This is a genomic window from Acinetobacter shaoyimingii (assembly GCF_011578045.1).
Lineage (GTDB): Bacteria > Pseudomonadota > Gammaproteobacteria > Pseudomonadales > Moraxellaceae > Acinetobacter > Acinetobacter shaoyimingii.
On the sequence record NZ_CP049801.1, the window covers coordinates 2504490 to 2527983 of the forward strand.

Annotated in this window: 18 protein-coding genes and 1 tRNA gene; 12 read left to right on the top strand and 7 right to left on the bottom strand. The window is 37.5% G+C overall.

Annotation, left to right across the window (positions count from 1 at the left end; all coding sequences use genetic code 11):
- Window positions 1-14: 14 nt before the first annotated feature.
- Window positions 15-425: a hypothetical protein gene (locus tag G8E00_RS11220; protein WP_166224685.1), complete on the bottom strand. Its 411-nt coding sequence runs from the start codon at window positions 423-425 to the stop codon at window positions 15-17.
- 374 nt (window positions 426-799) lie between these two features.
- On the opposite strand from G8E00_RS11220, the gene pyrC reads away from it, so the two are divergent.
- The 6 genes from pyrC to G8E00_RS11250 all read left to right on the top strand — a co-directional run bounded on the left by pyrC (window position 800) and on the right by G8E00_RS11250 (window position 6933).
- Window positions 800-1834, top strand: coding sequence for a dihydroorotase (gene pyrC / locus G8E00_RS11225; protein ID WP_166010794.1), 1035 nt, complete (start codon window positions 800-802; stop codon window positions 1832-1834).
- On the top strand, window positions 1819-2478 hold the full coding sequence (gene rnt / locus G8E00_RS11230) for a ribonuclease T (RefSeq protein ID WP_166224688.1): 660 nt from the start codon (window positions 1819-1821) through the stop codon (window positions 2476-2478). Before pyrC ends, rnt begins: the two co-directional genes overlap by 16 nt.
- A gap of 20 nt (window positions 2479-2498) precedes the next feature.
- Window positions 2499-2574, top strand: a tRNA-Glu gene (locus tag G8E00_RS11235).
- Window positions 2575-3026: 452 nt separating this feature from the next.
- A complete protein-coding gene (locus G8E00_RS11240) occupies window positions 3027-5627 on the top strand; it encodes a TonB-dependent receptor plug domain-containing protein (RefSeq protein ID WP_166224691.1) in 2601 nt (866 codons plus the stop codon).
- Between the two features lie 178 nt (window positions 5628-5805).
- Window positions 5806-6747 carry a hypothetical protein gene (locus tag G8E00_RS11245; RefSeq protein WP_166010800.1) on the top strand — a complete coding sequence of 314 codons (942 nt, stop codon included), beginning with the start codon at window positions 5806-5808 and terminating at the stop codon, window positions 6745-6747.
- A 33-nt stretch (window positions 6748-6780) separates the two neighbouring features.
- Window positions 6781-6933 (top strand): hypothetical protein, encoded by a 153-nt coding sequence (locus G8E00_RS11250; protein WP_166010802.1) that lies wholly within the window; start codon window positions 6781-6783, stop codon window positions 6931-6933.
- 117 nt (window positions 6934-7050) lie between these two features.
- Here G8E00_RS11250 and serC read toward each other — a convergent pair whose 3' ends face one another.
- Window positions 7051-8130, bottom strand: a complete 1080-nt coding sequence (gene serC / locus G8E00_RS11255) for a 3-phosphoserine/phosphohydroxythreonine transaminase (protein WP_166224694.1) — start codon at window positions 8128-8130, stop codon at window positions 7051-7053.
- Between the two features lie 422 nt (window positions 8131-8552).
- Between serC and G8E00_RS11260 the strand changes: the two genes are divergently transcribed.
- From G8E00_RS11260 to G8E00_RS11285, 6 genes are all read left to right on the top strand, one after another.
- Entirely contained in the window at window positions 8553-9977 is a 1425-nt protein-coding gene (locus G8E00_RS11260; protein ID WP_166010806.1) for a TolC family protein, read from the top strand.
- Window positions 9978-9991: 14 nt separating this feature from the next.
- Window positions 9992-11116 (top strand): HlyD family secretion protein, encoded by a 1125-nt coding sequence (locus G8E00_RS11265; protein WP_166010808.1) that lies wholly within the window; start codon window positions 9992-9994, stop codon window positions 11114-11116.
- Complete coding sequence (locus tag G8E00_RS11270; protein ID WP_166010810.1) at window positions 11116-12258, top strand: ABC transporter permease; 1143 nt, start codon at window positions 11116-11118, stop codon at window positions 12256-12258. The genes G8E00_RS11265 and G8E00_RS11270 overlap by 1 nt, the downstream gene beginning before the upstream one ends.
- The gene (locus tag G8E00_RS11275) at window positions 12255-13364 is read left to right on the top strand and encodes an ABC transporter permease (RefSeq protein ID WP_166010812.1); all 1110 of its coding nucleotides are present in this window, start codon (window positions 12255-12257) and stop codon (window positions 13362-13364) included. Before G8E00_RS11270 ends, G8E00_RS11275 begins: the two co-directional genes overlap by 4 nt.
- 271 nt (window positions 13365-13635) lie before the next feature.
- The gene (gene gltP / locus G8E00_RS11280; RefSeq protein WP_166010814.1) at window positions 13636-14931 is read left to right on the top strand and encodes a glutamate/aspartate:proton symporter GltP; all 1296 of its coding nucleotides are present in this window, start codon (window positions 13636-13638) and stop codon (window positions 14929-14931) included.
- Window positions 14932-15110: 179 nt separating this feature from the next.
- Window positions 15111-16277: a type I restriction endonuclease gene (locus tag G8E00_RS11285; RefSeq protein ID WP_166010816.1), complete on the top strand. Its 1167-nt coding sequence runs from the start codon at window positions 15111-15113 to the stop codon at window positions 16275-16277.
- Window positions 16278-16321: 44 nt separating this feature from the next.
- Here G8E00_RS11285 and gyrA read toward each other — a convergent pair whose 3' ends face one another.
- From gyrA to G8E00_RS11310, 5 genes are all read right to left on the bottom strand, one after another.
- A complete protein-coding gene (gyrA, locus tag G8E00_RS11290; RefSeq protein WP_166224701.1) occupies window positions 16322-19312 on the bottom strand; it encodes a DNA gyrase subunit A in 2991 nt (996 codons plus the stop codon).
- A 313-nt stretch (window positions 19313-19625) separates the two neighbouring features.
- Window positions 19626-20249, bottom strand: a complete 624-nt coding sequence (locus G8E00_RS11295) for a hypothetical protein (RefSeq protein WP_166224705.1) — start codon at window positions 20247-20249, stop codon at window positions 19626-19628.
- 226 nt (window positions 20250-20475) lie between these two features.
- Entirely contained in the window at window positions 20476-21408 is a 933-nt protein-coding gene (locus tag G8E00_RS11300) for an electron transfer flavoprotein subunit alpha/FixB family protein (RefSeq protein ID WP_166224708.1), read from the bottom strand.
- An 18-nt stretch (window positions 21409-21426) separates the two neighbouring features.
- Complete coding sequence (locus G8E00_RS11305; RefSeq protein WP_166010824.1) at window positions 21427-22179, bottom strand: electron transfer flavoprotein subunit beta/FixA family protein; 753 nt, start codon at window positions 22177-22179, stop codon at window positions 21427-21429.
- 707 nt (window positions 22180-22886) lie between these two features.
- Window positions 22887-23492: a LysE family translocator gene (locus G8E00_RS11310; RefSeq protein ID WP_166224711.1), complete on the bottom strand. Its 606-nt coding sequence runs from the start codon at window positions 23490-23492 to the stop codon at window positions 22887-22889.
- Window positions 23493-23494: the final 2 nt, after the last annotated feature.

The following is a 23494-nucleotide window of genomic DNA, read 5'->3' on the forward strand; positions in this document are numbered from 1 at the left end:
AAAGAATGCATAGACTACAGTACAGACTGTACAATGGTTAATGCAAAGCAAATTACCCCAGCCACAATTTGATTATAATAAGCATGCCAAGCGGGTCGTTTTGCCATCGCAAATGTGGTAAATAATGCGATCCACCCTGCCGTATAAGACAACATGGTTAGACCAACATCATGCAATCGATGTTCAGGTGCTGTGGTTAAATAATTCAGTGGTAGACTAATCAATTCAAAAATAATAAATATTTTTATTGCAGGCACAATTGCACGCACGATCATTTTAATTAAACGATCTTGACGGTCTTTCCAAAATTGCGCTTCGAGTTCAGGGTCAAAATGATGAATTAACTTATTTTTTTGAATCTCTAGAAGTTGCTCAATTTCAGATTTTTTATGTTGTAATTGATCGATTTCTATTTGCAATTTCATAATACGTATTTAAGGTGCCAGATTAATTTCTTTTTCCACTAAATAATTGTTTTTTGATTATATTCAACATTAGCATTTTTTAAGGAAAATCAAAATATTAAATTTAAAAACCAGACACCAATAAAGCAATTTTTATCACGCTTCTTATATATTTTTGTGATTGAATTCACATCAAGGAAACAATAAACTACAATGATCGCCAGTAAAATCAATTGCTACAATTTCAAATCAGATTAATTTTTATATAAACGACTAATAAATAAGCACATTATTATATATTTCTTATCTAAATCGTAAATTTAATTCTATTTTGCAGTTATCAATTTGTTGATTTTTGGATTATCATCTACTTTATTTTTTCAGTAATAATCACCTTGAATACGATCACTCTGCTTCAACCTGATGATTGGCATGCCCATTTACGAGATGGACTTGCATTACAACGTACTGTTCCTGATTTAGCTCGTCAATTTGCTCGCGCAATCTGTATGCCAAATACAGTTCCGCCTGTAAAAACAGTTGAAGAAGCTGTGGCATATCGCAACCGAATCATGGCGCATGTTCCTGAAAATTTAAACTTCGATCCTCGAATGGTTTTATACTTCACAGATCACACATCGCCAGATGAAGTACTCAAAATCAAGCAGTCTGACGTTGTCAATGCCATCAAACTTTACCCTGCTGGCGCAACAACTAATTCTGACAACGGTGTCAGCGATATTCGTAAAGTTTATGCAGTCATTGAAAAACTAGAAGAACATCAAGTTCCATTGCTGTTACATGGCGAAGTAACCCATAACCATGTTGATATTTTTGATCGTGAAAAACGCTTCTTAGATGAAGTTTTATCTCCACTGTTAAAACAATTTCCAAAATTAAAATTGGTCTTAGAACATATCACCACCAGTGAAGCAGCTCATTTTGTACTAGAGCAAGATCGTAATATTGCTGCAACGATTACACCGCAACATTTATTATTCAATCGTAATGATATGTTAGTCGGTGGAGTGAAGCCACATTTCTATTGCCTTCCAATTTTAAAGCGCCAAACGCATCAGCAAACTTTGCTTGAAGTTGCAACCAGCAGTAATCCAAAATTTTTCTTGGGTACAGATAGTGCACCGCACTCTAAAAATGCCAAAGAAAATGCCTGTGGTTGTGCAGGTTGCTACAGTGCTCCAACAGCAATTGAATTGTATGCACAAGCATTTGATCAAGTTGGAAAAATTGATCGACTCGAAGGCTTTGCAAGCCATTTTGGTGCAGACTTTTATGGTCTTCCACGTAACACCAACACCATTACCTTAGTTAAAGAAGATCAAGTCATTCCAGAAAGTTTAACGTATTTGGAAAATGAAACGATTATTCCTTTATATGCTGGAAAGACCATTCAATGGAGAAAGGTTTGACAACTGAAAATCAACCTATCATCGGTCAACGTTTTCGCGGTTTTTTACCTGTCGTTGTTGATGTTGAAACAGCAGGTTTTAATGCAGATACAGACGCATTACTCGAAATTGCTTGTATCCCTATCGTTTATAATGAACAAGGTGAGTTTGTTCTAGGGCAAGCGTACCATGCACATATAAATCCATTTGAGGGTGCGAATTTAGATCGTCGCTCCTTAGATTTCATTGGAATTGACCCCAATAATCCAATGCGTATGGCGATGGCTGAAGATGAAAAATCAGCGCTAAAACGTATCTTCAAATCAATCAATGAAGTACGTAAGCAACAGCAATGTACGCATGCTGTTTTGGTGGGTCATAATGCTCATTTCGATTTAGGCTTTGTAAAAGCTGCAATCAATCGTACGGGTACAAAAAATCAGAACCCATTTCATAGTTTTTCTGTATTCGATACAGTGACTTTAAGTGCGGTAATGTTTGGTCAAACAGTGCTAGCGAAATCATGCATTCAAGCTGGAATTGAGTTTGATGGGAAAGAAGCACATTCAGCATTATATGATACGCAGAAGACCGCTGAACTGTTTTGCTATATTTTGAACAAACTCGCACCTCACCTGCTTGACACTTTGGTGGCGGATCAATAAGATACCGCCATCTTCTAAACGTCCCTATCGTCTAGAGGCCTAGGACATCGCCCTTTCACGGCGGTAACCGGGGTTCGAATCCCCGTAGGGACGCCAATTAAAAAAACTCTCTCTTCAAACCAGTTCCATATCCTTACATCCCTATATTTCAAATATTTTTCTAGTAATATTTGAACTGCCTTCTATTGCCCTCTTTTTTTGAATTGATATTTACACTCCCTTTTTACTCACAACAATATTCAGCTATATAATTTTAAACAAATGACATCAATGTCTAATCTTTCGCTTCAATAGCTATTCAAATGAATTTTCAGCAAATCATATAGTCTGAATGTTTTTCTCCTTAAACCCATTCCTCTATAACTCATTACCTCCACGTATAAAATGAAAACGCATTAAACTAAAAAATTTCATTGTTCACTTTGGCCCATTCATACTCAAAAAATATTTTTTAATAGAATTTAAATATGATTAAAGTGCAAACGTATATTGATTAATAAATCATGTTTAATGATAATCACTCTCGTTTTCATTTCGTTTAATTTATTATGAAGTTTGCATATTCTCCTTTAAGTTTCGCAATTTTTGCAGCAATGAATACGCATAGTTTTGCAGCCAATGAGGTTGAAACAAACAAAAATAATGTCAATGCGTCATTACAAACGATCGTGGTTGAAGCTAAGGAGAAAAGTGAAGTCGGTAATACCGTTTATAGTAAAGATCAACTTGAAAGCATGCCGAATAGTAAAAAATCAATTACCGATTTCTTAAAAACCAATAGTAATGTTCAATTTTCTCGTGATGCAAATAGCGCCGGAACCCAAGGTTCTTTAGCACCAGATAAAATCTCTATTAATGGTGCACCAAATTTTGCAAATAAATTTGTCGTTAATGGCGTAAATACATCGAATACATTTGATCCAGTAGGTGAAAGTGCTGATGCTAATTATTATGGTATGCCAAGTAACTCCCAAACGGCAAATATCAATACAGATCTTCTTTGCGAATTAGAAGTCATTGATAGCAATGCTGGTGCCGAGCATGGTGACTTTTTAGGCGGTGTAATTCAAGCGAAGACTTGTGCTCCTCAAACTGAAATAGGCCAAATTCATGGAAGCTTAAGTTATGATTACACTACTGATGCTTGGGCTCGATTTAATTATTTAAATGAAACAGAAGAAACAAGTTTTGAGGAAAAGCAAGATGCAACTCACAACCGAGAATATACCATACAAGGCGGTAGTGCGAACTTCTATGGACGTATGTCTGAGAAATTTGGACTCAGTTTAAATCTTGCTAAACGCAATTCTGTTATTCCAGTGATGAGTGGCTTTGTTGAAGGTGAAAAAGTCAAGACTGAGGAAAACAATGACAGTGTAGGATTAACATTATTTTATACACCAAACGCGACTTCGAAATATCAATTTGGTATAGAGCACTATAATTATGATAAAGAAGGCTATTATAAAAATACTTTAAACTCGAACTATAACATTGATACGATTACTCATTCGTTTTTTATAAATAATGAGAAGCTTTTTGAGCAGTTCAAGCTAGAACAAAACCTAAATTACAGAACAAGCGAATTAAATCGGGAATTAAAACAGAATTATTCTGTGAACTGGGCCTACTCCCCTATTTCCAAAAATGACATTATTGGACTAAAAGATGGTAGTACTTACACCATGGGTGGTTATGGTGGAGATTTAATTAATGAGCAAAAAAATTTATCCTACGATGCAAAGTTAAGCTTGAATGCATTTGATTTTCTACAAATGAATCATCAAATAAAGCTAGGTTTTGGCTATAACCATAATGAAGGCTCTTGGGAAAGAAATAATGATATGGCCTTATATACTGGTACTGGATATGAAAATAACACCACCAAAACTGATCCTCAACGCGGTAACTTAAGAGATGCTAGCTGTGCAATAGGTGATTATCTCTGTGATGAAGGTGATCTCAACTATCGACCAACAACATCCGCAGCTTTTGAGCAATGGAATGGACAGTACCTCAGGAAGGGAACACTTTACGGCAAAGGAAAATTTACAGCGAGACAAGATCAATGGAATGTATTTATTGAGGATAGTATTGCTTGGAAAAATTTCAAAGCACGTTTTGGTGTGCGTGCTGATTATGAATCACTTGCTTCAAATTTAAATATTGCACCAAGAACCAATATTGAATATCTACCATTTCATAATGATAAATTAATATTCTTAGCGGGATTTAATCGATACTACGGTACAACATATCTTTCTACGGAGTTAGATGCAAAAGCTTATTTAGCTAATGCTGATTTATCTCGAGGTTTAGTATATTTGGACTCATGGGATTCAAGTAATAATTATGGCTGGATTAAAACACCTAAAACCAATGTTACAGGTGCTGAAGCAACGGATCTGAAAACACCATATAGCGATGAACGCGTCTTTGCAATCAACAGTCAATTAGCCAACATGAATATTGGATTAAAGTGGGTTAATCGAACATTTAAAAATCAGATTCGCGAACAACAACCTATCGATGATCAATCACGCACTTATAAAAATGTTGATGGTGGAAAATCAGACACTTACACATTGAACGTAGCATCTATACAACCTATTGATTTTTTAAATATTCATCATAACTTGAGTTTGGGTGTCAGCTACATCGACAATAAAACTTTTACCAGTGATTATAAAGTTCTCGACAACTCAAATGCTGACTACAACACACAAGTCTATTTCAAAGGACAAGTATTTAATCGCAGTGATTTACCCACTAAGGATTCACCGATTACAGCACGCTTAACATGGGACATGAAAGCCAAAAATATCCCACTCAGTTGGAATAATTTTTTCTACTATCGGGATAAATCCACCAATTATGTCAATCAAAAAGATGAAAAAAACAAAGAAATTAAAATGTCTCTACCCAATGGCAAGTCAATCTACGTGATTGAAGAAAAATCATTTTCAAGTAAATTCACATGGGATACAAGACTAACGTATACCGCAAAAACTCAACGAAAACAGGATTTAATATTTGGTTTAACTGTAAATAATGTACTCAACAAACACAATTTAATGGTCACAGATAGCGGTACCTTATCATCCGAAATCGGTCGCCAATTTATTGCAGATGTAAGTTTTAAGTTCTGATGTTCAAGATAGATAAAAGAAGTCATTGAGTACTTCTTTTTTTATCATTTTTTTACAGCAGCATACTTTTTTTGAGCTAAACTCTTTATTTCAATAAAAAACATTGATTGGGGCTTGAAAAAAAGCAATCACCCTCGATATTAATGATACATAAGTCACTCACTCTCAAAATGTGCATATGAACAATCAAAATAGACCAGAAATTATTACCATTGACGATAAAAACTTTGGCAGTCATGTAGAGCATTGGAGCTTACTGACTGAAAATCCAACACAAGAAGTTCCTAAATGGTTAGGTCTGGCTTTAGAGACACCTGTCATGCCAATGGGGCTATGCCAACAAGAAAGTGAGATGGACGCCGCTGTTTGGCTCATCCAAGGCCCAGAAAAATCTGCAATCCAATTTTCACAAGTGATTGAAGTCGACAACAATAAGCCAAAATCACTGAAAACAGCATTCCCAATCTTCAGTAGTCCCTATACATTAGATGCGACGGTTGAGCGAGTGATTACGTGCAAATCCAACACTCAGGCTGTTTTACAGCTCAAGGTAAATCCCAATAGCGTGGTCTATGCATTTGATAGTTTATATTCGGTCAATCATAACCAATACCAGAAACAACAAAGTTATAAAGTGCAATTAAATGGCTGGGCATATAGCTTAGAAAAAGTATCAGATCACGAACAAATTGTTGTTGATGATCCTGCATCGATTAAACACCATCGTGCTTTAAATGAAATTTTAAGTGAAAATAATGGTGTTGCACCAGCAAATCTACAACAACTGATTGATGCATGGGAACCAAAGACAGAAGCAGACAAAGAGCCTGTGACTGTAGATTTTTCAAAAATGGTGGCGTATTTATATGGTGAAATATTGGGTCAAGAAGATGAAGCCTGGTTCCAAGGCAAAGTTGTAGGCAAGACGTCAATGAGCGCCTTAAATGAAGATTATACCCTTTATGATGTCACGCTCATTTTAGATGAAAACCAACCTGCGACCCTGATTCGCATCGCAACTAAAGATAATTTATATAAAAATTTCGAAATTGGTCAATATATTCGCGGAAATATCTGGATTCAGGCGAATATTTATGCTAAAAATACATCAAATAAATAGGATTTAACTATAAATTAGCATTTAGGCTGTTGGATGAAAATTATACCAGAACAATCGACTAGTTTAATGACACATAGTTCCCCTCGTTTTCGAGTGGATACTTGGGCTTGTTGTTTCTTCATTTTAGGCATGTTCCTCTCTGCTGTCATCCTTCATTTGGTTGGGATTTTTCCAACATCCATCTAAATTTATTGATGATTACGCCTAAATTTAGCTTCTAAACTCGCATCCTATTTTCAACACATTTAAAAAAAGCCCTCATTATGAGGGCTTTTTGATTTTCTTTATAAGGTCTTCAAGTCATTAACCGTGACGCTTTTCAAACTCAGACATGAAGTTCACCAATGCCTGAACCCCTTCTAAAGGTACAGCATTGTAAATACTTGCACGCATACCACCTACAGAGCGGTGACCTGCCAAATTCAACAAGTGATTTTGTTCTGCTTCTTGAAGGAACAATTTATCCAGATCAGCATTCGCCAATGTAAATGGCACATTCATAATTGAGCGATTTGGCAACGCAATTGGATTGTTATAGAAATCACTTGAATCAATAAAGCCATAAAGCAATTTCGCTTTTTCAAGATTCACTTGATGAATCGCATCTACCCCACCCTGCTCAAGCAACCACTCAAACACGAGACCCGATAAATACCAAGAATAAGTCGCAGGTGTATTCACCATCGAATCATTCTTCGCTTGAGCAGCATATTTCAAAATACTTGGAATTTCAGGTTTGGCTTGATCGAGTAAATCTTCACGAACAATCACCAAAGTTAAACCTGCAGGACCAATGTTCTTTTGCGCACCCGCATAAATCAGTCCAAATTTAGTCACATCGATTGGTGCAGACAAAATACTTGAAGACAAGTCTGATACTAAAGGCGCTTGCACCTCTGGAATACCTGCAAACTGCAAACCACCAATGGTTTCATTATCTGCGTAATGCACATAAGCCGCATCATCCGATAAATTCCATTGACTTTGCGCTGTAATAGCAAGTTTGCCATCGATGCTTGTTCCCGCTTCCACGACATGAATATCGCCATAGCGCTGTGCTTCTTTCAGTGCTTTCTCAGACCAAATCCCAGTATGGATATAATCTGCTTTGTTGTTTTTACCCAATAAGTTTAAAGGAATCGCAGAAAACTGAAGTGAAGCACCACCTTGTAAGAACAATACTTTATAGTTCTCAGGAATATTCATCAGCTTACGCAAATCTGCTTCTGCTTTTTCCGCAACGGCAACATAGTCTTTACTACGATGGCTCATTTCCATGATCGAAAGACCTTTACCTTGCCAATCTAGCAATTCAGCTTGAGCTTTTTCTAAAACAGCAGTAGGTAATGCAGCAGGACCAGCACAGAAGTTGTAGGCGCGCATGATTTTTCCTTTCAAAGTGAAACACAATAAAATGATGGCATTTAACCATATCTTGCGCAGGCTTGCAGTATATTCTCCTGAAAATATTTCAATACTTTTTCGCTTTTAAAGTTAATTTCTCAATAAAGAACACATTTTTATTTTGAATTAATTTCTTTTATATTTGTTTTTTTACACAATCTCAGAGAAAATAGAATATACATCGAATACACTATTTCACCTCTATTTATAGATATTTTGTAGGATGTTTTTAAACAATTCAGTTACTACTTCAATCTCACATCCCTCAACCAATATCATATAATGATTTGAAACCCTTAAGAGTTTGATTTATGTCTGTGCTTTTCTTTAAAAACAACAATAAGAGAAAACATGTATCACAACCCTCAATACGCAGGATCAGCACTTCGCGTCCATGGATCATGACAACCCTGTTATTATCGATATTCAGTTCAATCTCTCATGCTGAGTCTTTAAGTTATGGTCAAGCTGAACAATCTTTTTTAAAAGATTCCTATACCACACAAGCCAATCAAGCCCTACAACAAGCTTCACAACTTGAAGCGGAAGCAGTCAAAGGCTTAGGATTACCACGTGTCGATTTAAATGTCCGTGCTTATGCGTTTCATAGTGAAGTGGACATTCCACTGGATAAATTCAAAAATAATTTAGAAACAACCTTATCGCAAAGTGTCAATAATGTGGTCGACCAACAAAATTGGGCACCCAATATTGCAGATCCTTTGAAACAAGATTTTAATCAAGCGATTCATAGCGGTGTTGGACTTTTTCCAGATTCAACCAACGTGGTTCTTGAAGATCAGGTGATTCGTCCAACTGTTTCAGTGCTCATGCCACTTTATACCGGTGGATTAACCTCAAGCGCTAAAGAAATTGCTAAAATCAATGCACAACGCAGTCAACTCACCACTAAACAACAACAAGATGTGCAACGTTTTGAATTGATTCAAGCCTATTTCAATGTACAAATGCAAAAGCAACTTTTAAGCTCAAATCAGTCCAATTTAAGTGCCATGCAAAGCCATTACAACAATGCGCTGAAACTTGAACAACAGGGTTTTATTGCCAAAGGGCAACGCATGCAATTTGAGGTGGCGAAAAATAATGCTGAACGTGGTTATCAAAATGCCCAAGCCAACTACAAAGCCAGTCTATTTCAACTGAATAATTTACTGAGACGCAGTCAAATCACTGAACTGACCACTCCCCTATTTGTAAACTCGAATCAAAATCAAAATGTGAATGCATTGTTGAAAAGTTATCAAGATCAATCTGCACTGATTCAAAAAATGCAGATGGATACCCAACTTGCCAACGCCAATGTAAAAGCAAAAAATGCTGCGAAAAAACCGAATCTATTTGCTTTCGGTGAATACAGTCTAGACGACAAGCAAAATTGGATTATTGGGGTGATGGCTCGCTATAATCTATTTTCAGGAGTGGACAAAAATAAGTCTGTGCAAGCAGCTGAATTACAACGCTATGCCACAGAGTTACTCACTGAACGAACTAAACAAGAAATTGAAAATGTCATTTATAAATCATATAGCGAACTCAGTACGGCTCAATTGACCCATCAACTTTTACAGAAAAATATGCTGGCAGCTCAAGAAAACTTACGTATTCAATCTTTGTCATTTAAGGAAGATATGGGCACAGCCAACCAAGTCATTGATGCTCAGAATGCGTTATCAGGTCTTAAAGGTGAAATGGCTTTGAATGCTTATAAATACGTAATGTCTCTTGCGACCCTATTACAAAGTCATGGTTCAATTGATCAGTTCCAAAATTATGTCACACAAACCAATACCAGCTACATTCGTTGATGGATGGAAATCATATGACTCAAGAACAAAACCATTCAGATTCCAACATTTCAGATAATGAATCAGCTTCACAAAACACAGCTGAATCTAGTCAAATCGAGCCAGAACAAGTGCATCCTCAAAATGATCATCCTCAGCCAAATGACACAAAAAAAAATAAAACCATCAAAATAATAGCAGCCATTTTTGTCATCATTTTACTGGCTGTGATTGCATATGGCTTATGGAAAGCCTATCAACCTAAAGAAATCGAACTACAAGGTCGCGTTGAAGCTGAAACCCTACATATCAGCACCAAAGTTCCGAGTCGCATAGAAGAAATTTATGTTCATGACGGACAGAAAGTCACCAAAGGACAAGACTTAATTCGATTGGCCAGCCCTGAAATTGATGCAAAAAAACAGCAAGCTTTGGCTAGTCTACAGTCTGCCCTCGCCTTACAATCCACAGCAGATCGTGGCTCGCAACAAGAAAACGTCGAAAGTCTCTATGCCAATTGGCAAGCCATGAAAGCACAGCAGCAATTAGCCAGTACCACAGCACAACGTGGACAAAATCTCTTTAAGGAAGGTGTGATTTCCCGTCAACGTCGTGATGAACTTCAAGCAGCAGCCATTTCAGCAGGACAACTGACCGAAGCGGCTTATCAACAATACGCTCGTGCAAACCGTGGGAGTACACCACAACAAAAATCATCTGCAGATGCCCAGGTTGAAATTGCCAAAGCTGCGGTGGCAGAAGCCAATGCTTTAGATGCCGAAACCAAACTGAGTTCCCCAATTAATGGCACTGTGTCTAAAATCTACGGAAAAGTGTCTGAATTGGTGGCGGCAGCAGTGCCCGTGGTGAGCATTATTCAAGACGATGAAATTTCTGTCAGCCTGAATATCCGTGAGGATCTATATGCACAAATTTATCAATTAGACACGATTCAAGGTTATATTCCTGCCTTAAAAAAAACAGCGCAGTTTAAGATTCATCATATTGATGCTGAAGGTGAATTTGCCACCATTAAAACCACACGTCAAACTGGTGGCTACGATATTCGCAGTTTCAAAGTCGAGTTACGACCAACGGAGAAAATCCCTGACCTCAAAGTTGGGATGAGTGTGCTCTTTAAAGTGAAAGAGTCCAAATAATGGGCAAAGGTTTCTGGCGTGAACTCCATTATCTCATCCATCATAAATGGGATTTATGTCTAACGACGCTTGCGCCAATCTGTATTATTGTTTTATTTAGCAGTATGTTCTATCAGGGTAAACCCAGCCATTTGCCCATCGCGATTATTGATCAAGATCAAAGTGAGCTCAGTCGAAATATCGAAAAATATGTCGGTTTAAATCATACTTTGAAGACTGAGCAAATTGACCATCAGCAAGATGAAGTCGAACAATTACTGAATCAAAATAAAATTTGGGGCTATATCACCATTCCACAAGGTGCTGAACAACGTTTTGTACAAGGTAAGGATGCAGAGATTAGTATCGCCTTTAATCAAAGTTATTTTAGTGTTGGTAACAGTATTTCAACCGCCATGCTGGTGAGTACACTCAGAGCCTTAGCTGATTTTTCAGGTCAAAATTATTTAGACAATACCTTACCTGCAATTGAAGTCCCTACGCCAAACATCAAGATTTCACCACTCTATAACCCCAACTTAAATTACGAGTTGTATTTAGAACCTTATATGATTCTCGCGATTTTGCATTTATTGCTCTGTTGCTGTGTTGCATTTTCAATAGGGCAAGAACTGAAATATAAAACCGTTTCCGATTGGGTCAATCAAACCACCATGCCCGCTGCGGTTTGGAAAAGCTTGCTCTCTAAGAATCTGACCTATGTGCTGATCTTTAGTTTTTGGACTTGGCTTTGGATGTTCTGGCTCATTGAAATAAGAGGATGGTTCGTACAAGGTCATCTGTGGGTGATTTTACTCGGGCAATTTTTAATGTACTGCGCTTATGCATTCATTAGTTCAACTGTCGTTCTTGCGACACAAGATTTGGCACGTTCTTTTGGTTTAATTGCTGTTTATGGTGGTTCATCGCTAAGTTTTGCGGGTGTGACACTACCATTAAATAACGCGCCTATTTTCACCAAGTTTTGGGCGAATATTATTCCATTTACCCCTTATGCCAAGCTTCAAACGGAACAATGGGTCATTGGAACACCTGTTTTCATTTCTTTGCTCCCACTTGGCATATTGGCGATTTATTGCATCATTTATTGTTGCATCGCATATGTTCTTTTAAATAAATATTTAAGAGGATTAGCAACATGAAATCGAAAGCTAATTTTTGGAATGCTTACTGCCAAACATTTAAAGATATTGTAAAAAACAGTTCGATATTCACGACCTTTATTCTCTCAGTGATTTTTTATAGTTTTTTTTACCCCACCGCCTATAAAGCTGAACATGCGGAAGCACTTCCGATCGTTATAGTAGATGAAGAACAAAGTCTAGTCAGTAATCAAATTATAGATCAAGTCAGTAAAAGTCCTAACGTTGTCATTACATCGATTACAGGAAATTTTGCCGAAGCGGAACTGATGGTGAAATCTCATCAAGCCGATGGTATTTTGCTGTTGCCCAATAACTTATCCAATAGTTTACGTCGTGGCGAAACAGGTGGAATTGGTTTATATCTCAGTGCTGCGAATTTCTTGGTTACTCAAAAAATTGGTTTGGGACTTGCTGCATCAATTGAAAATGCTTTGGCTATACAAGCTGAAAAATTTGCCAATATCTCCGAATTTTCACCTGCGATTTCTATTCATCAAATTCCACTGTTCAATACACTTTCAGGTTATGGCAGTTATGTTTTTCCTGCGGTCGCACCTCTGATTATTCATCAGACAATATTACTGGGTCTATGTATGCTCATTGCCACTTATAGAGAAAAGTTATGGCGACCGACTCCAAGTCAATTCTGGGGATTGTTTAGCGCCATATTCACTATTGGCTGTTTAGGGTGTTTGTATTTATTCGGCTTTACGTTTTGGTTATATGACTATCCGCATGGGGGGAATTTCTGGGGAATGCTGTTGTCTGTGCCTATTTATGTGAGCTGTGTCATTGCAATCTCAATGTTTTTGGCTTCATTTTTAGACATGCCTGAACGTGCTGGGCATGTTATCGTCTTTACCTCCATTCCTTTGTTTTTACTTTCAGGGACAGCATGGCCTCATGCAGCCATGCCGCTATGGATGCAATATAGTGCAAATGCCTTACCATCAACCCAAGGCATTCAACTGTTTATCCAACTCAATCAGATGGGAGTTCCTACGCAACTCGTGATTCCTAAATTGATTTATTTAGCGTCAATTGGCGCTATATTTCTTATCTTGAGTTTCTATCGTTTAAAATCCACACCCATAAAATCGTGACACTCATCACTATATACATCTAGTATTACTATAAAAAATAGTAATATCATTTATAAACCAAATTAAACTGTTAGTTTTTTAATCTATTAAACCAAAACTACATAAAAAAGTTAGCTGAATTGAATATAACGTTGCAAAATAATGCGATTTCCTCATTTCCTGCCCTTTGGTTGTCACTCTAAACGATCATTTCTCCCAAATTTGTCGTGAGTTTTTGACAGCATTTCAAGGCAGTTTTTTTATTCCCCAAATTTCATTTTAAGGGTTTAGCATGAAGAGAATTAAGATTAGCCTCGCATGGCAAATCGTAATTGCGCTCATTTTAGGTGTGCTTGTTGGCTCTTTTTTGCACAACTCACCCGAATATCGTGATCTCTTAATCAATAATATTCTTAGCCCACTTGGTAAAATTTTTATTAATTTAATCAAGATGATCGTGATTCCACTCGTGGTTTCAATGTTGATTCTTGGTATTGCCAATGCTGGAGACAGTAAAAGTATCGGAAAACTCGGTGTAAAAACCATTGTTTATTTCGAGATTATTACCACTGTTGCGATTATTGTTGGTTTAGTGGCTGCAAATGTCTTTAAACCAGGTGCTGGTATCGACATGTCGAGTCTGACGCAGACCGATATTTCACAATATCAACAAACGACACAAGAAGTCAGCAGCCAAGCACATGGTTTAGTTCACACCATTTTATCGGTCATTCCATCCAACATTTTCTCAGCAATGACTGATGGGCATATGTTGCCTATTATTTTCTTCTGCGTGATTTTTGGTCTTGGCTTGGGTTCGCTTGCAAAAGAAACCAAACAGCCTTTGCTGGATGTGCTGAAAGCAATTTCAGAAACCATGTTTAAAGTGACACATATGATTATGATGTTCGCACCATTTGGTGTGTTCGGCTTAATCGCTGTGACTGTGGCGAATTTTGGATTTACTTCACTCATACCATTACTCAAATTAGCCGTTTTGGTTTATGCAGCAATCTTATTCTTTATTTTTGTTGTGTTAGGTTTTGTCGCTAAGTTCTGTGGTTTTAGTATTTGGACGATTATTAAAATCTTAAAAGATGAGTTGATCTTAGCTTACTCTACGGCAAGCTCTGAAACCGTTTTACCACGTATGATGGAAAAGATGGAAGCGTATGGTGCGCCAAAATCGATTACCAGTTTTGTGGTGCCTATTGGTTATTCATTTAACTTAGATGGTTCTACCCTTTACCAAAGTATTGCGGCAATCTTTATTGCACAGCTTTACGGTATCGATTTAACCATTACACAGCAGATTGTGCTTGTATTAACCCTCATGATTACGTCTAAGGGGATTGCAGGTGTTCCTGGGGTGTCCTTCGTGGTGCTTTTAGCAACATTGGGTAGTGTTGGTATTCCACTTGAAGGTCTTGCGTTTATTGCAGGTATTGACCGTATTTTAGATATGGCACGTACGGTATTGAATGTGATTGGTAATGCGCTTGCTGTGCTTGTGATTAGTAAATGGGAAGGTCAGTTCGATACTGAAAAGCAAAAAAATTATAATATTGCTGCTCAAAACGAACTTTAATTTTCATTTATCTTAAAAAGGACGCTTCGGCGTCCTTTTTTAATTTATATTTTGTGAATTTAGTCTATTTTTCATAAATTTTTCAAATTGTTTTCTCAATATTAGTTATTGAAATATAAATGAATTAGTTCAATACTGAATAATATTTAATCAAAATAATATTATTCAGTAGGTTTTAAATGGAAACTTTTGTAAATAAGCTACAAAATCATATTGAACACGTCAAACGTGTTGGGGAACATTGCTCTACAGAAGAAACGACGAAACAAGCATTAATTCTCCCTCTTTTAGATATTTTAGGTTTCAGCCCTTATGATCCTACAAAGGTTCTTGCTGAGTTTGCTGCTGACTTCCCAGGAGTTAAAGCATCGGAAAGAGTTGATTATGCATTGTATTGCAATGGACAACCTGTCATGTTCATTGAAGCAAAACCATTTACAGCAAATTTAACGAACCATGCACCGCAGTTATCTCGTTATTTTAATAGCAGTCTTGGTGTGACTATCGGCGCGATCACAAACGGAAAAGAATGGCGCTTTTTTACAGATCTCATTAATACAAACGTAATGGATGAAAAACCATTTTTAGTTGTTGATTTTACAAGACATAAAGCTGAAGAACTTATTCAATTGGCAGAATTTAGACATGATAATTTTCATGTAGAAAAATTACGTTATTTTGCTGAAGAAAATCAATATATTCAGCTCTTCAAAAGTGTTATCAGAAAAAGCATTAATGAAGTTGATATTGATTTTGTCCGTTATGTCGCTCAACAAGCGAGTATTCAAAGACAATTAAATACTAAATTTTTAGAAAGTATTCAGCCCTTCGTTAAACAAGCAGTTGAACAAGCTATTAGTGATACGGTAGTAAAAGGGCTATCTTCACCAACTATTATTACAGCGAAACCTGTAGAGCAAATAACTGAAACTAATAATCCAGCTGATTCTAATGATGGTTTTGAGGATATTGTAGATATTCATAATGATAGAATAATTACAACAAAAGATGAGCAAATTCTTTATTCGATTGTGAGTGAATTATTTCCAGAAGCACAACTTAATCAAAGAGATACTGAAAGCTATTATTCAATTTTGTTCCAAAACAAAAATAACCGATGGTTATTTAGATATGATGTGAACCGTAAACGCCCGACTATCCAATTTATTGTTCCATTGGATGAGCAAAGAAAAATTGAATTAATTCGATCAGGTCTAGAAATTCAACCTAATGGTACGATTTTCTTGGATAAACCTGAATATATATATCGTGCAGTTGGAATTTTAAAAGATAGTCTTGATTACTGTAGCAATGATGAAAATTTCAAACGTACTAGCAATGGTTAAACTTAAAAAAGGACGCTTACGCGTCCTTTTTTAATCAACCTAACTTACTCATCATCAGATTCATTCACATCTGATTCATTTTCAGTTTGATCTACAATCGTTTCATCATCCACTAAAGTTTCAGAATGAATTAATTCTTCACCTTCAACAGCTTCAACGAATTCATCTTCTTCAACAGCTTCAACTGAAACCACACCCACAAGGATTTCTTCTTTACCTAAACGGATCAGACGAACACCTTGCGCATTACGACCAGTCGTTGCCACTTCTGAAGCACGTGTACGAACTAAAGTACCACCATCAGAGATCAACATCAGCTCTTTGGTTTCATCAATAGACACCGCACCAACCAGCTCACCGTTACGCTCAGAGGTCTTGATCGCAATCACGCCCTTACCGCCACGTTTCTTAGTTGGGAAGTCGCCTACTGGTGTACGTTTACCATAACCGTTGGCACACGCACACAATACTTCGCCTTCTTCTGGTACAACCACAAGTGAAACAATACGACTCATCACGTTACTGTCTGAAGAATCCTCATCTTCTGACTCAACGTCAGTATCGACATCTTCTTCAACAGTGGCAGCAGCAAAGGTTACACGCATACCACGTACACCTTTCGCAGAACGACCCATTGCACGGACATCAGTTTCAGCAAAACGAATTGCCTTACCTTCGTTCGAGAACAACATGATTTGCTGTTCGCCATCAGTGATCGCAACACCTATTAAGGTATCGTCTTCTTTTAACTCGATTGCACGTAAACCATTTGAACGAACATTACTAAATTGTTCTAATTCAACACGTTTGATCGTACCTGAAGCCGTTGCCATAAACACATAGAAGTTTTTACGAACAGCTTCAACTTGTTGAGCAAAGTCATTGATGATTTCGTCATCCAAATCAGAAGTAGAAAGTTCTACACCCAATTCTTTTAACTGCACACGTAGCGCATCAGAAATATCATCCGCACCATCTTCAAGTTCAGCAAGAGCAGATTGAAGTGCTTCAAAATGACTATTGATCACTTCATTTTCTTGCAACTTAGCCGCATTCGCTTTCACAAATGCTTGGAACGCTGCGAGACGGTCTTTAAATTTCTTCGGTGCATCAATCACAGGTAAGATTGCTGTAATCGTTTCATCAGCATCCAGTGGCAACAAGTTCACCATTGGGCGACCTTTTGAACCACGAGAAGCTTGTGGTACTTCATACACTTTCAGACGGTAAACTTTACCGACATTGGTGAAACACAGAACCGTTGCATGGTTCGACGTCACAATCAGATGTTGAATGTAATCATCTTCTTTCATGCTGGTTGCAGACTTACCACGACCACCACGACGCTGAGCAGCATAGTCAGATAATGGTTGAGTTTTCGCATAACCTGTTTGAGAAACAGTGAGCACCATTTGCTCTTCAGGAATCAAATCTTCACGTGAAAAATCAATGCGTGATTCAACAATGTCCGTACGACGTCCATCACCATATTGTTGAAGGATCAATGCCAATTCTTCACGAATGACATCCATCAACAAATTGAAGTCATTCAAGATTGCAGTGTATTCAGCAATTTGCGCTAAGATATCAGAATATTCAGCATGTAACTTGTCTTGTTCAAGACCTGTTAAACGATGTAAACGTAATTCTAAAATTGCGCCAACTTGCGTAGGTGAAAGACGGTAAATACTGCCATCAAAACCAAATGGTTTAGCAAGATCTTCACCTTCAATCACATCTGGACGTACAGACACCGAACCTGCTTTTTCAAGCAAAGCAACTACGCCACCTGCATTCCATTCACCTGCTTGTAAGCGCTCACGTGCCTCTGCAGGATTCGCAGATGTTTTGATGGTTTCGATAATTTCATCGATGTTGGCTAAAGCAACTGTCAAACCTTCCAAAACATGTCCACGTTCACGTGCTTTACGCAGTTCATACATGGTACGACGTGTCACCACTTCTTGACGGTGACGGATAAATGCCGCAATGATGTCTTTTAAGTTCATTAACTTAGGTTGACCATTGTCTAGGCAAACCATGTTAATGCTGAACGAGTTTTCAAGTTGAGTATTCAGGAACAAGTTATTCACGATCACTTCAGCGTTTTCACCACGCTTCAAGTCAATCGCAATACGCATCCCTTCTTTATCTGACTCATCACGAAGTTCAGAGATGCCTTCGAGTTTTTTCTCTTTCACCAACTCAGCAATACGTTCAATGGTTTTTGCTTTGTTGACTTGATAAGGAATTTCAGTGAAGACAATCGTGTTACGACCAGTTTTTGCATCTTCCTCAATATGGTATTTACCACGGATATGCAGACGACCTTTACCTGTACGGTAAGCATCTACAATGCCTGATTTACCATAAATAATACCGCCTGTTGGGAAATCTGGACCAGAAATATGCTCCATCAATCCTTCAATGCTGATATTTGGATTATTTGCATAAGCAAGACAAGCATTCACAACCTCAGTCATGTTATGCGGTGCCATGTTGGTTGCCATACCTACTGCAATACCTGTTACCCCGTTAATGAGTAAGTTTGGTACACGCGTTGGCATAACTTGAGGAATACGCTCAGAGCCGTCGTAGTTATCTTCCCATTCAACCGTATCTTTTTCGAGATCAGCCAAGAGTTCATGGGTCAATTTACGCATACGTACTTCGGTATAACGCATTGCTGCTGCGCTGTCACCATCGACCGAACCGAAGTTACCCTGACCATCTACCAATTGGTAACGTAGGCTAAATTCTTGAGCCATACGAACAATGGTTTCATAAACTGCAGAATCACCATGCGGGTGATATTTACCGATGACGTCACCGACCACACGTGCAGATTTTTTATAGGCTTTGTTATAGTCATTGCCCAACTCGTGCATAGCAAAAAGCACACGACGATGAACGGGCTTTAGACCATCTCTTACGTCTGGTAATGCACGAGATACAATCACACTCATAGCATAGTCGAGATATGAGCTTTTCAGTTCATCCTCAATGGCAATCGGTCTAATTTCCGATACGCTCATGCATACTCCTTATTACAAGCGGATCATCATTGAACCACTTGTTTTTGTATAATCAATCTTGCAAAAAATTAACCCAAAAATGTAGGATTAAAATCTGAAATTTAGCCGTAAATTATAGCATAAAAACTCTGATTTTTGTGCCATAAGATTTATCTTAATCTTGTTAATTTTCTTGAATTTAAGGTTTATTTTTTAAACAGCAAAACGGGTCACATTCTCGGACTCATTTTTTCAAAAAACCGCTCGAATTTTTTATTCAAATATAAAAAAAGCCCCTAGAATCAGGAGCCTTTTTAGTGCTTTTAAGTATGAATTAATTGACTTCAATATGAGTATCGCTTTGCTTATCCTGTTTCATGAACTGAAAAGCAACGATAAACAATCCGATGATCAATGGAAATTCGTACAATTCTTCCATCAAATCCCGATAAGCGACATTATAAACAAACAAATTACCAATAAAACGATGATGCTCAATTGCATCTGAAATCATTAAACCAAAGATCACTAAAATCACTGCCCACAGTGAAAAAGCTCCATTCTTAAATTTATTGGCAATTTCACGCCGCAACGCTGCATTGAGTAATGGAAATACTACGGATGCAATTAATAGAATAGAAACGCCACGAAAGAAAATTTTCGGGATTTCTGGAAAATAATCTCTTCCCCAGCTCGTACTACGTCCTAAAAGAACAACCCACCAACACACTGCCCATATCCAAAATAGCTTACGACCTTTACTGAGTTGCAGTGGCTTCATATACACATATGTCGATATGGCAAAAATAAGCAATAACACAGCTTGTATCGCCTCGATGATATGTACTGTCGTCATACTATATACGGCGTTACTGTGAATCAGCTGTACCAATGGAAAACACAAGCACATCAGTATTGCTAAAAAAATCGGCCAAGAAAACCGTAAATCAAATGACAATTTAAACTCCACCCATAGAGCAATTCTATTAAAAATTTATATAAATAATTGTATAATTATAACACAATTCAATTATTTAACGTAAATTATACTCAATACAAATTACTCAAATTAAGCCGATAAAAACTTGTATCGCTTAATTATGACTTAATAATAAAAATGAATATTCAATCAATTAAAAAAGCCCTTAAGTTTCCTTAAGGGCTTTCGCAACTTAAGTGCCCAATTATAGTTTTGACACCAATTCAGGCACTACAGTATTTAAGTCGCCTACTAACCAGTAGTCAGCAACTGCGTTGATTGGCGCTTCTTCATCTTTGTTGATCGCAACGATCACCTTAGAATCTTTCATACCCGCCAAATGCTGAATCGCACCAGAAATACCAACAGCGATGTACAAGTCAGGCGCAACGATTTTACCAGTTTGACCTACTTGCATGTCGTTTGGTACGAAGCCAGCATCCACAGCTGCACGTGATGCACCTTGTGCTGCACCAAGCTTGTCAGCCAATGGATCAAGAACTTTATGGTAGTTTTCACCAGAAGCCACACCACGACCACCAGAAACAACAATACGCGCTGCTGTTAATTCAGGACGTTCAGATTTCACAATCTCTTCAGAAATGAATTTAGAGATGCCTGCATCTTTAACGTCAGCAACAGCTTCAACTGCAACAGAACCACCTTCGCTAGCAACTGGGTCAAATGCTGTACCACGAACAGTTGCAAGTACGATATCTTCAGCAGATTCTACAGTTGCAATCGCGTTACCTGCATAGATAGGACGTTTGAAAGTTTTTGCACCCTCAACCGCAATCACGTCAGTGATCATGCTTGCATCAAGAAGCGCTGCAGCACGTGGAAGTACGTTTTTACCTGTTGTAGTCGATGCAGCAAGGATATGCGAATAACCTTTACCCAAATCTGCAACTAAAGCAGCAACGTTTTCAGCCAATTGGTTTGCATACGCTGCGTTGTCAGCAAGTAATACTTTGCTTACACCAGCTACTTTCGCTGCTTGATCTGCAACAGCTTGCGCACCTGAACCCGCAACCAATACAGTGATATCACCACCGATTTTTTGAGCTGCAGCTACAACGTTTAAAGTTGCACCGTTAAGTGCTTTATTGTCGTGCTCAGCGATAACTAAAATACTCATGATTTTTATCCTTCTGTATTAGATCACTTTCGCTTCATTTTTAAGTTTTTCAACAAGCTCATCTACAGATTTCACTTGTACGCCAGCTTTACGCTCTGCTGGTGGCTCTACTTTAACTGTTTTAAGTTTCGTTGTAGATGTCACACCAAAGTCTGCTGGAGTTTTAGTATCAAGCGGCTTTTTACGTGCTTTCATAATGTTTGGAAGTGCAGCGTAACGCGGCTCGTTCAAACGTAAGTCAGTTGTAATAATCGCTGGAGTATTTAACTCAACAGTTTGCAAGCCGCCATCAATTTCACGCGTCACTTGAACAGTTGTGCCTTCAACTTTTACAACTGAAGCGAATGTACCCTGACCCGCACCAAGTAAAGCACCTAACATTTGACCAACTTGGTTAGAGTCGTCATCAATTGCTTGCTTACCTAGAAGAATTAATTCAGGTTGTTCAGCTTCAACAACACCTTTAAGGATCTTCGCTACTTCCAAAGCACCTAGTTGGCTGTCATCAGCTTCAACTAAGATACCGCGGTCTGCACCAAGCGCCATAGCAGAACGGATTTGTTCTTGCGCTTCTTTAGGACCAATTGAAACCACAACGATTTCAGTAACAGTTCCTTTTTCTTTTAAACGAACCGCTTCTTCCACTGCGATTTCATCAAATGGGTTGATCGACATCTTAACGTTAGTAAGGTCTACCCCACTATTGTCCGGTTTAACGCGAACTTTAACGTTGGCATCAACCACACGTTTTACAGCAACAAGAGCCTTCATGTAATCCTCGGCTGTGATAACAAAAGTAAATGTTAAGAAGCATTATCATAACGCTTCATTTAAAATTTTTTAGGTGTCCTATCTTGCAATGTGTTTGGCATTTGGGTCAAGTCACAATTCGCAAAAGACCTGTAAAAAAGCGTAAATTTCGTAGAATGATGCGTTCATAAAAAATAAAGTAGCCAATAATTCATTCAAATTAAAGAAAAATAAATATTTTATTAGATGTTGATTTTTATTATTTTTTTATTTGATTTAATACATCAGAAGAGATGATATTAGCCTTTTAGCTAATACAAAAAAAAGCGCTCCCACTGGTTAAAATGACCATACAGTCTTCGTAATGAATTGTCATTTAGGACAGATGATCTATAAGGTTTGCCCATATCTGCACCCAGAGAAACCATCAAAAACATGCATGCTATTTGTAACAAAATAAATATATCTTATTCTTTACTATAAATAGCCATTTTAAATCTCTCTTACTATCTGAATTTTATTTATCACTTAGTTTCTTTTTCTGATTGATTTTAAAATATATTTAGACCATTTATTATTTTAACATTGCATTTAATTTAAAGTAATAAAATATTGAGTCATCACAAATAGCATCTCAAAAAGATGAAACAAATATGAAATAAACATTGAAAAAATAAAGGCACGTCCTATTGGCTGTGCCTTTATTTTAATGTCGTTCAATCAACAAACTAATTTGCAATCAACCAAGTTGCAGCCAATGCCAACAAAACACCAGAACCACCATCAACCCATTTTTGTTTGCGTTCATCGATATGCGCTTTTTGACTCAGTTTAGCCAACAATAGACTTAGACCACTATAGACCACAAAACACAATACAATAAAAATCGTCGACAAAATCAGTGCTTGGGAAATTGTATTTCCTGACTTACTCATAAACTGCGGCAAGATTGCAAAATAAATGAGCATACCTTTCGGATTTAACAGTGCTGTTAAGAACCCTTTACGAATTGGATGACTGGTTTGTTTTCTCTCGATCACCAATTGATTTTGACTAAACACAGATTTCAATAAGTTAAATGCCAAGTACAAAAGATAAGCGATACCCAACCAGCGAATCGTTTCAAATAACAAGGGAAAAGAAACAATAATTGCAGCAATACCGAGTGCAACCAATACCGAATGAACAATATAACCAGAGCAAACGCCTATTGTTGCCATAATGCCTGATTTTGCATCTTTACCCATTACTTGTGACAATATAAACAACATATCTGGTCCAGGTGTAAAAATAAGCGGGATAATCGTCAGTGCGAACAATGCATAAACAGACATTT

Coding starts and splice junctions, on each gene's coding strand:
- G8E00_RS11285 (WP_166010816.1), top strand. CDS start 15,111: ATGGAAACTTTTGTAAATAAGCTACAAAATCATATTGAACACGTCAAA.
- G8E00_RS11300 (WP_166224708.1), bottom strand. CDS start 21,408: ATGAGTATTTTAGTTATCGCTGAGCACGACAATAAAGCACTTAACGGT.
- G8E00_RS11260 (WP_166010806.1), top strand. CDS start 8,553: ATGACAACCCTGTTATTATCGATATTCAGTTCAATCTCTCATGCTGAG.
- G8E00_RS11275 (WP_166010812.1), top strand. CDS start 12,255: ATGAAATCGAAAGCTAATTTTTGGAATGCTTACTGCCAAACATTTAAA.
- G8E00_RS11270 (WP_166010810.1), top strand. CDS start 11,116: ATGGGCAAAGGTTTCTGGCGTGAACTCCATTATCTCATCCATCATAAA.
- G8E00_RS11265 (WP_166010808.1), top strand. CDS start 9,992: ATGACTCAAGAACAAAACCATTCAGATTCCAACATTTCAGATAATGAA.
- gyrA (WP_166224701.1), bottom strand. CDS start 19,312: ATGAGCGTATCGGAAATTAGACCGATTGCCATTGAGGATGAACTGAAA.
- G8E00_RS11220 (WP_166224685.1), bottom strand. CDS start 425: ATGAAATTGCAAATAGAAATCGATCAATTACAACATAAAAAATCTGAA.
- G8E00_RS11305 (WP_166010824.1), bottom strand. CDS start 22,179: ATGAAGGCTCTTGTTGCTGTAAAACGTGTGGTTGATGCCAACGTTAAA.
- G8E00_RS11240 (WP_166224691.1), top strand. CDS start 3,027: ATGAAGTTTGCATATTCTCCTTTAAGTTTCGCAATTTTTGCAGCAATG.
- G8E00_RS11250 (WP_166010802.1), top strand. CDS start 6,781: ATGAAAATTATACCAGAACAATCGACTAGTTTAATGACACATAGTTCC.
- G8E00_RS11310 (WP_166224711.1), bottom strand. CDS start 23,492: ATGTCTGTTTATGCATTGTTCGCACTGACGATTATCCCGCTTATTTTT.
- serC (WP_166224694.1), bottom strand. CDS start 8,130: ATGCGCGCCTACAACTTCTGTGCTGGTCCTGCTGCATTACCTACTGCT.
- rnt (WP_166224688.1), top strand. CDS start 1,819: ATGGAGAAAGGTTTGACAACTGAAAATCAACCTATCATCGGTCAACGT.
- G8E00_RS11245 (WP_166010800.1), top strand. CDS start 5,806: ATGAACAATCAAAATAGACCAGAAATTATTACCATTGACGATAAAAAC.
- gltP (WP_166010814.1), top strand. CDS start 13,636: ATGAAGAGAATTAAGATTAGCCTCGCATGGCAAATCGTAATTGCGCTC.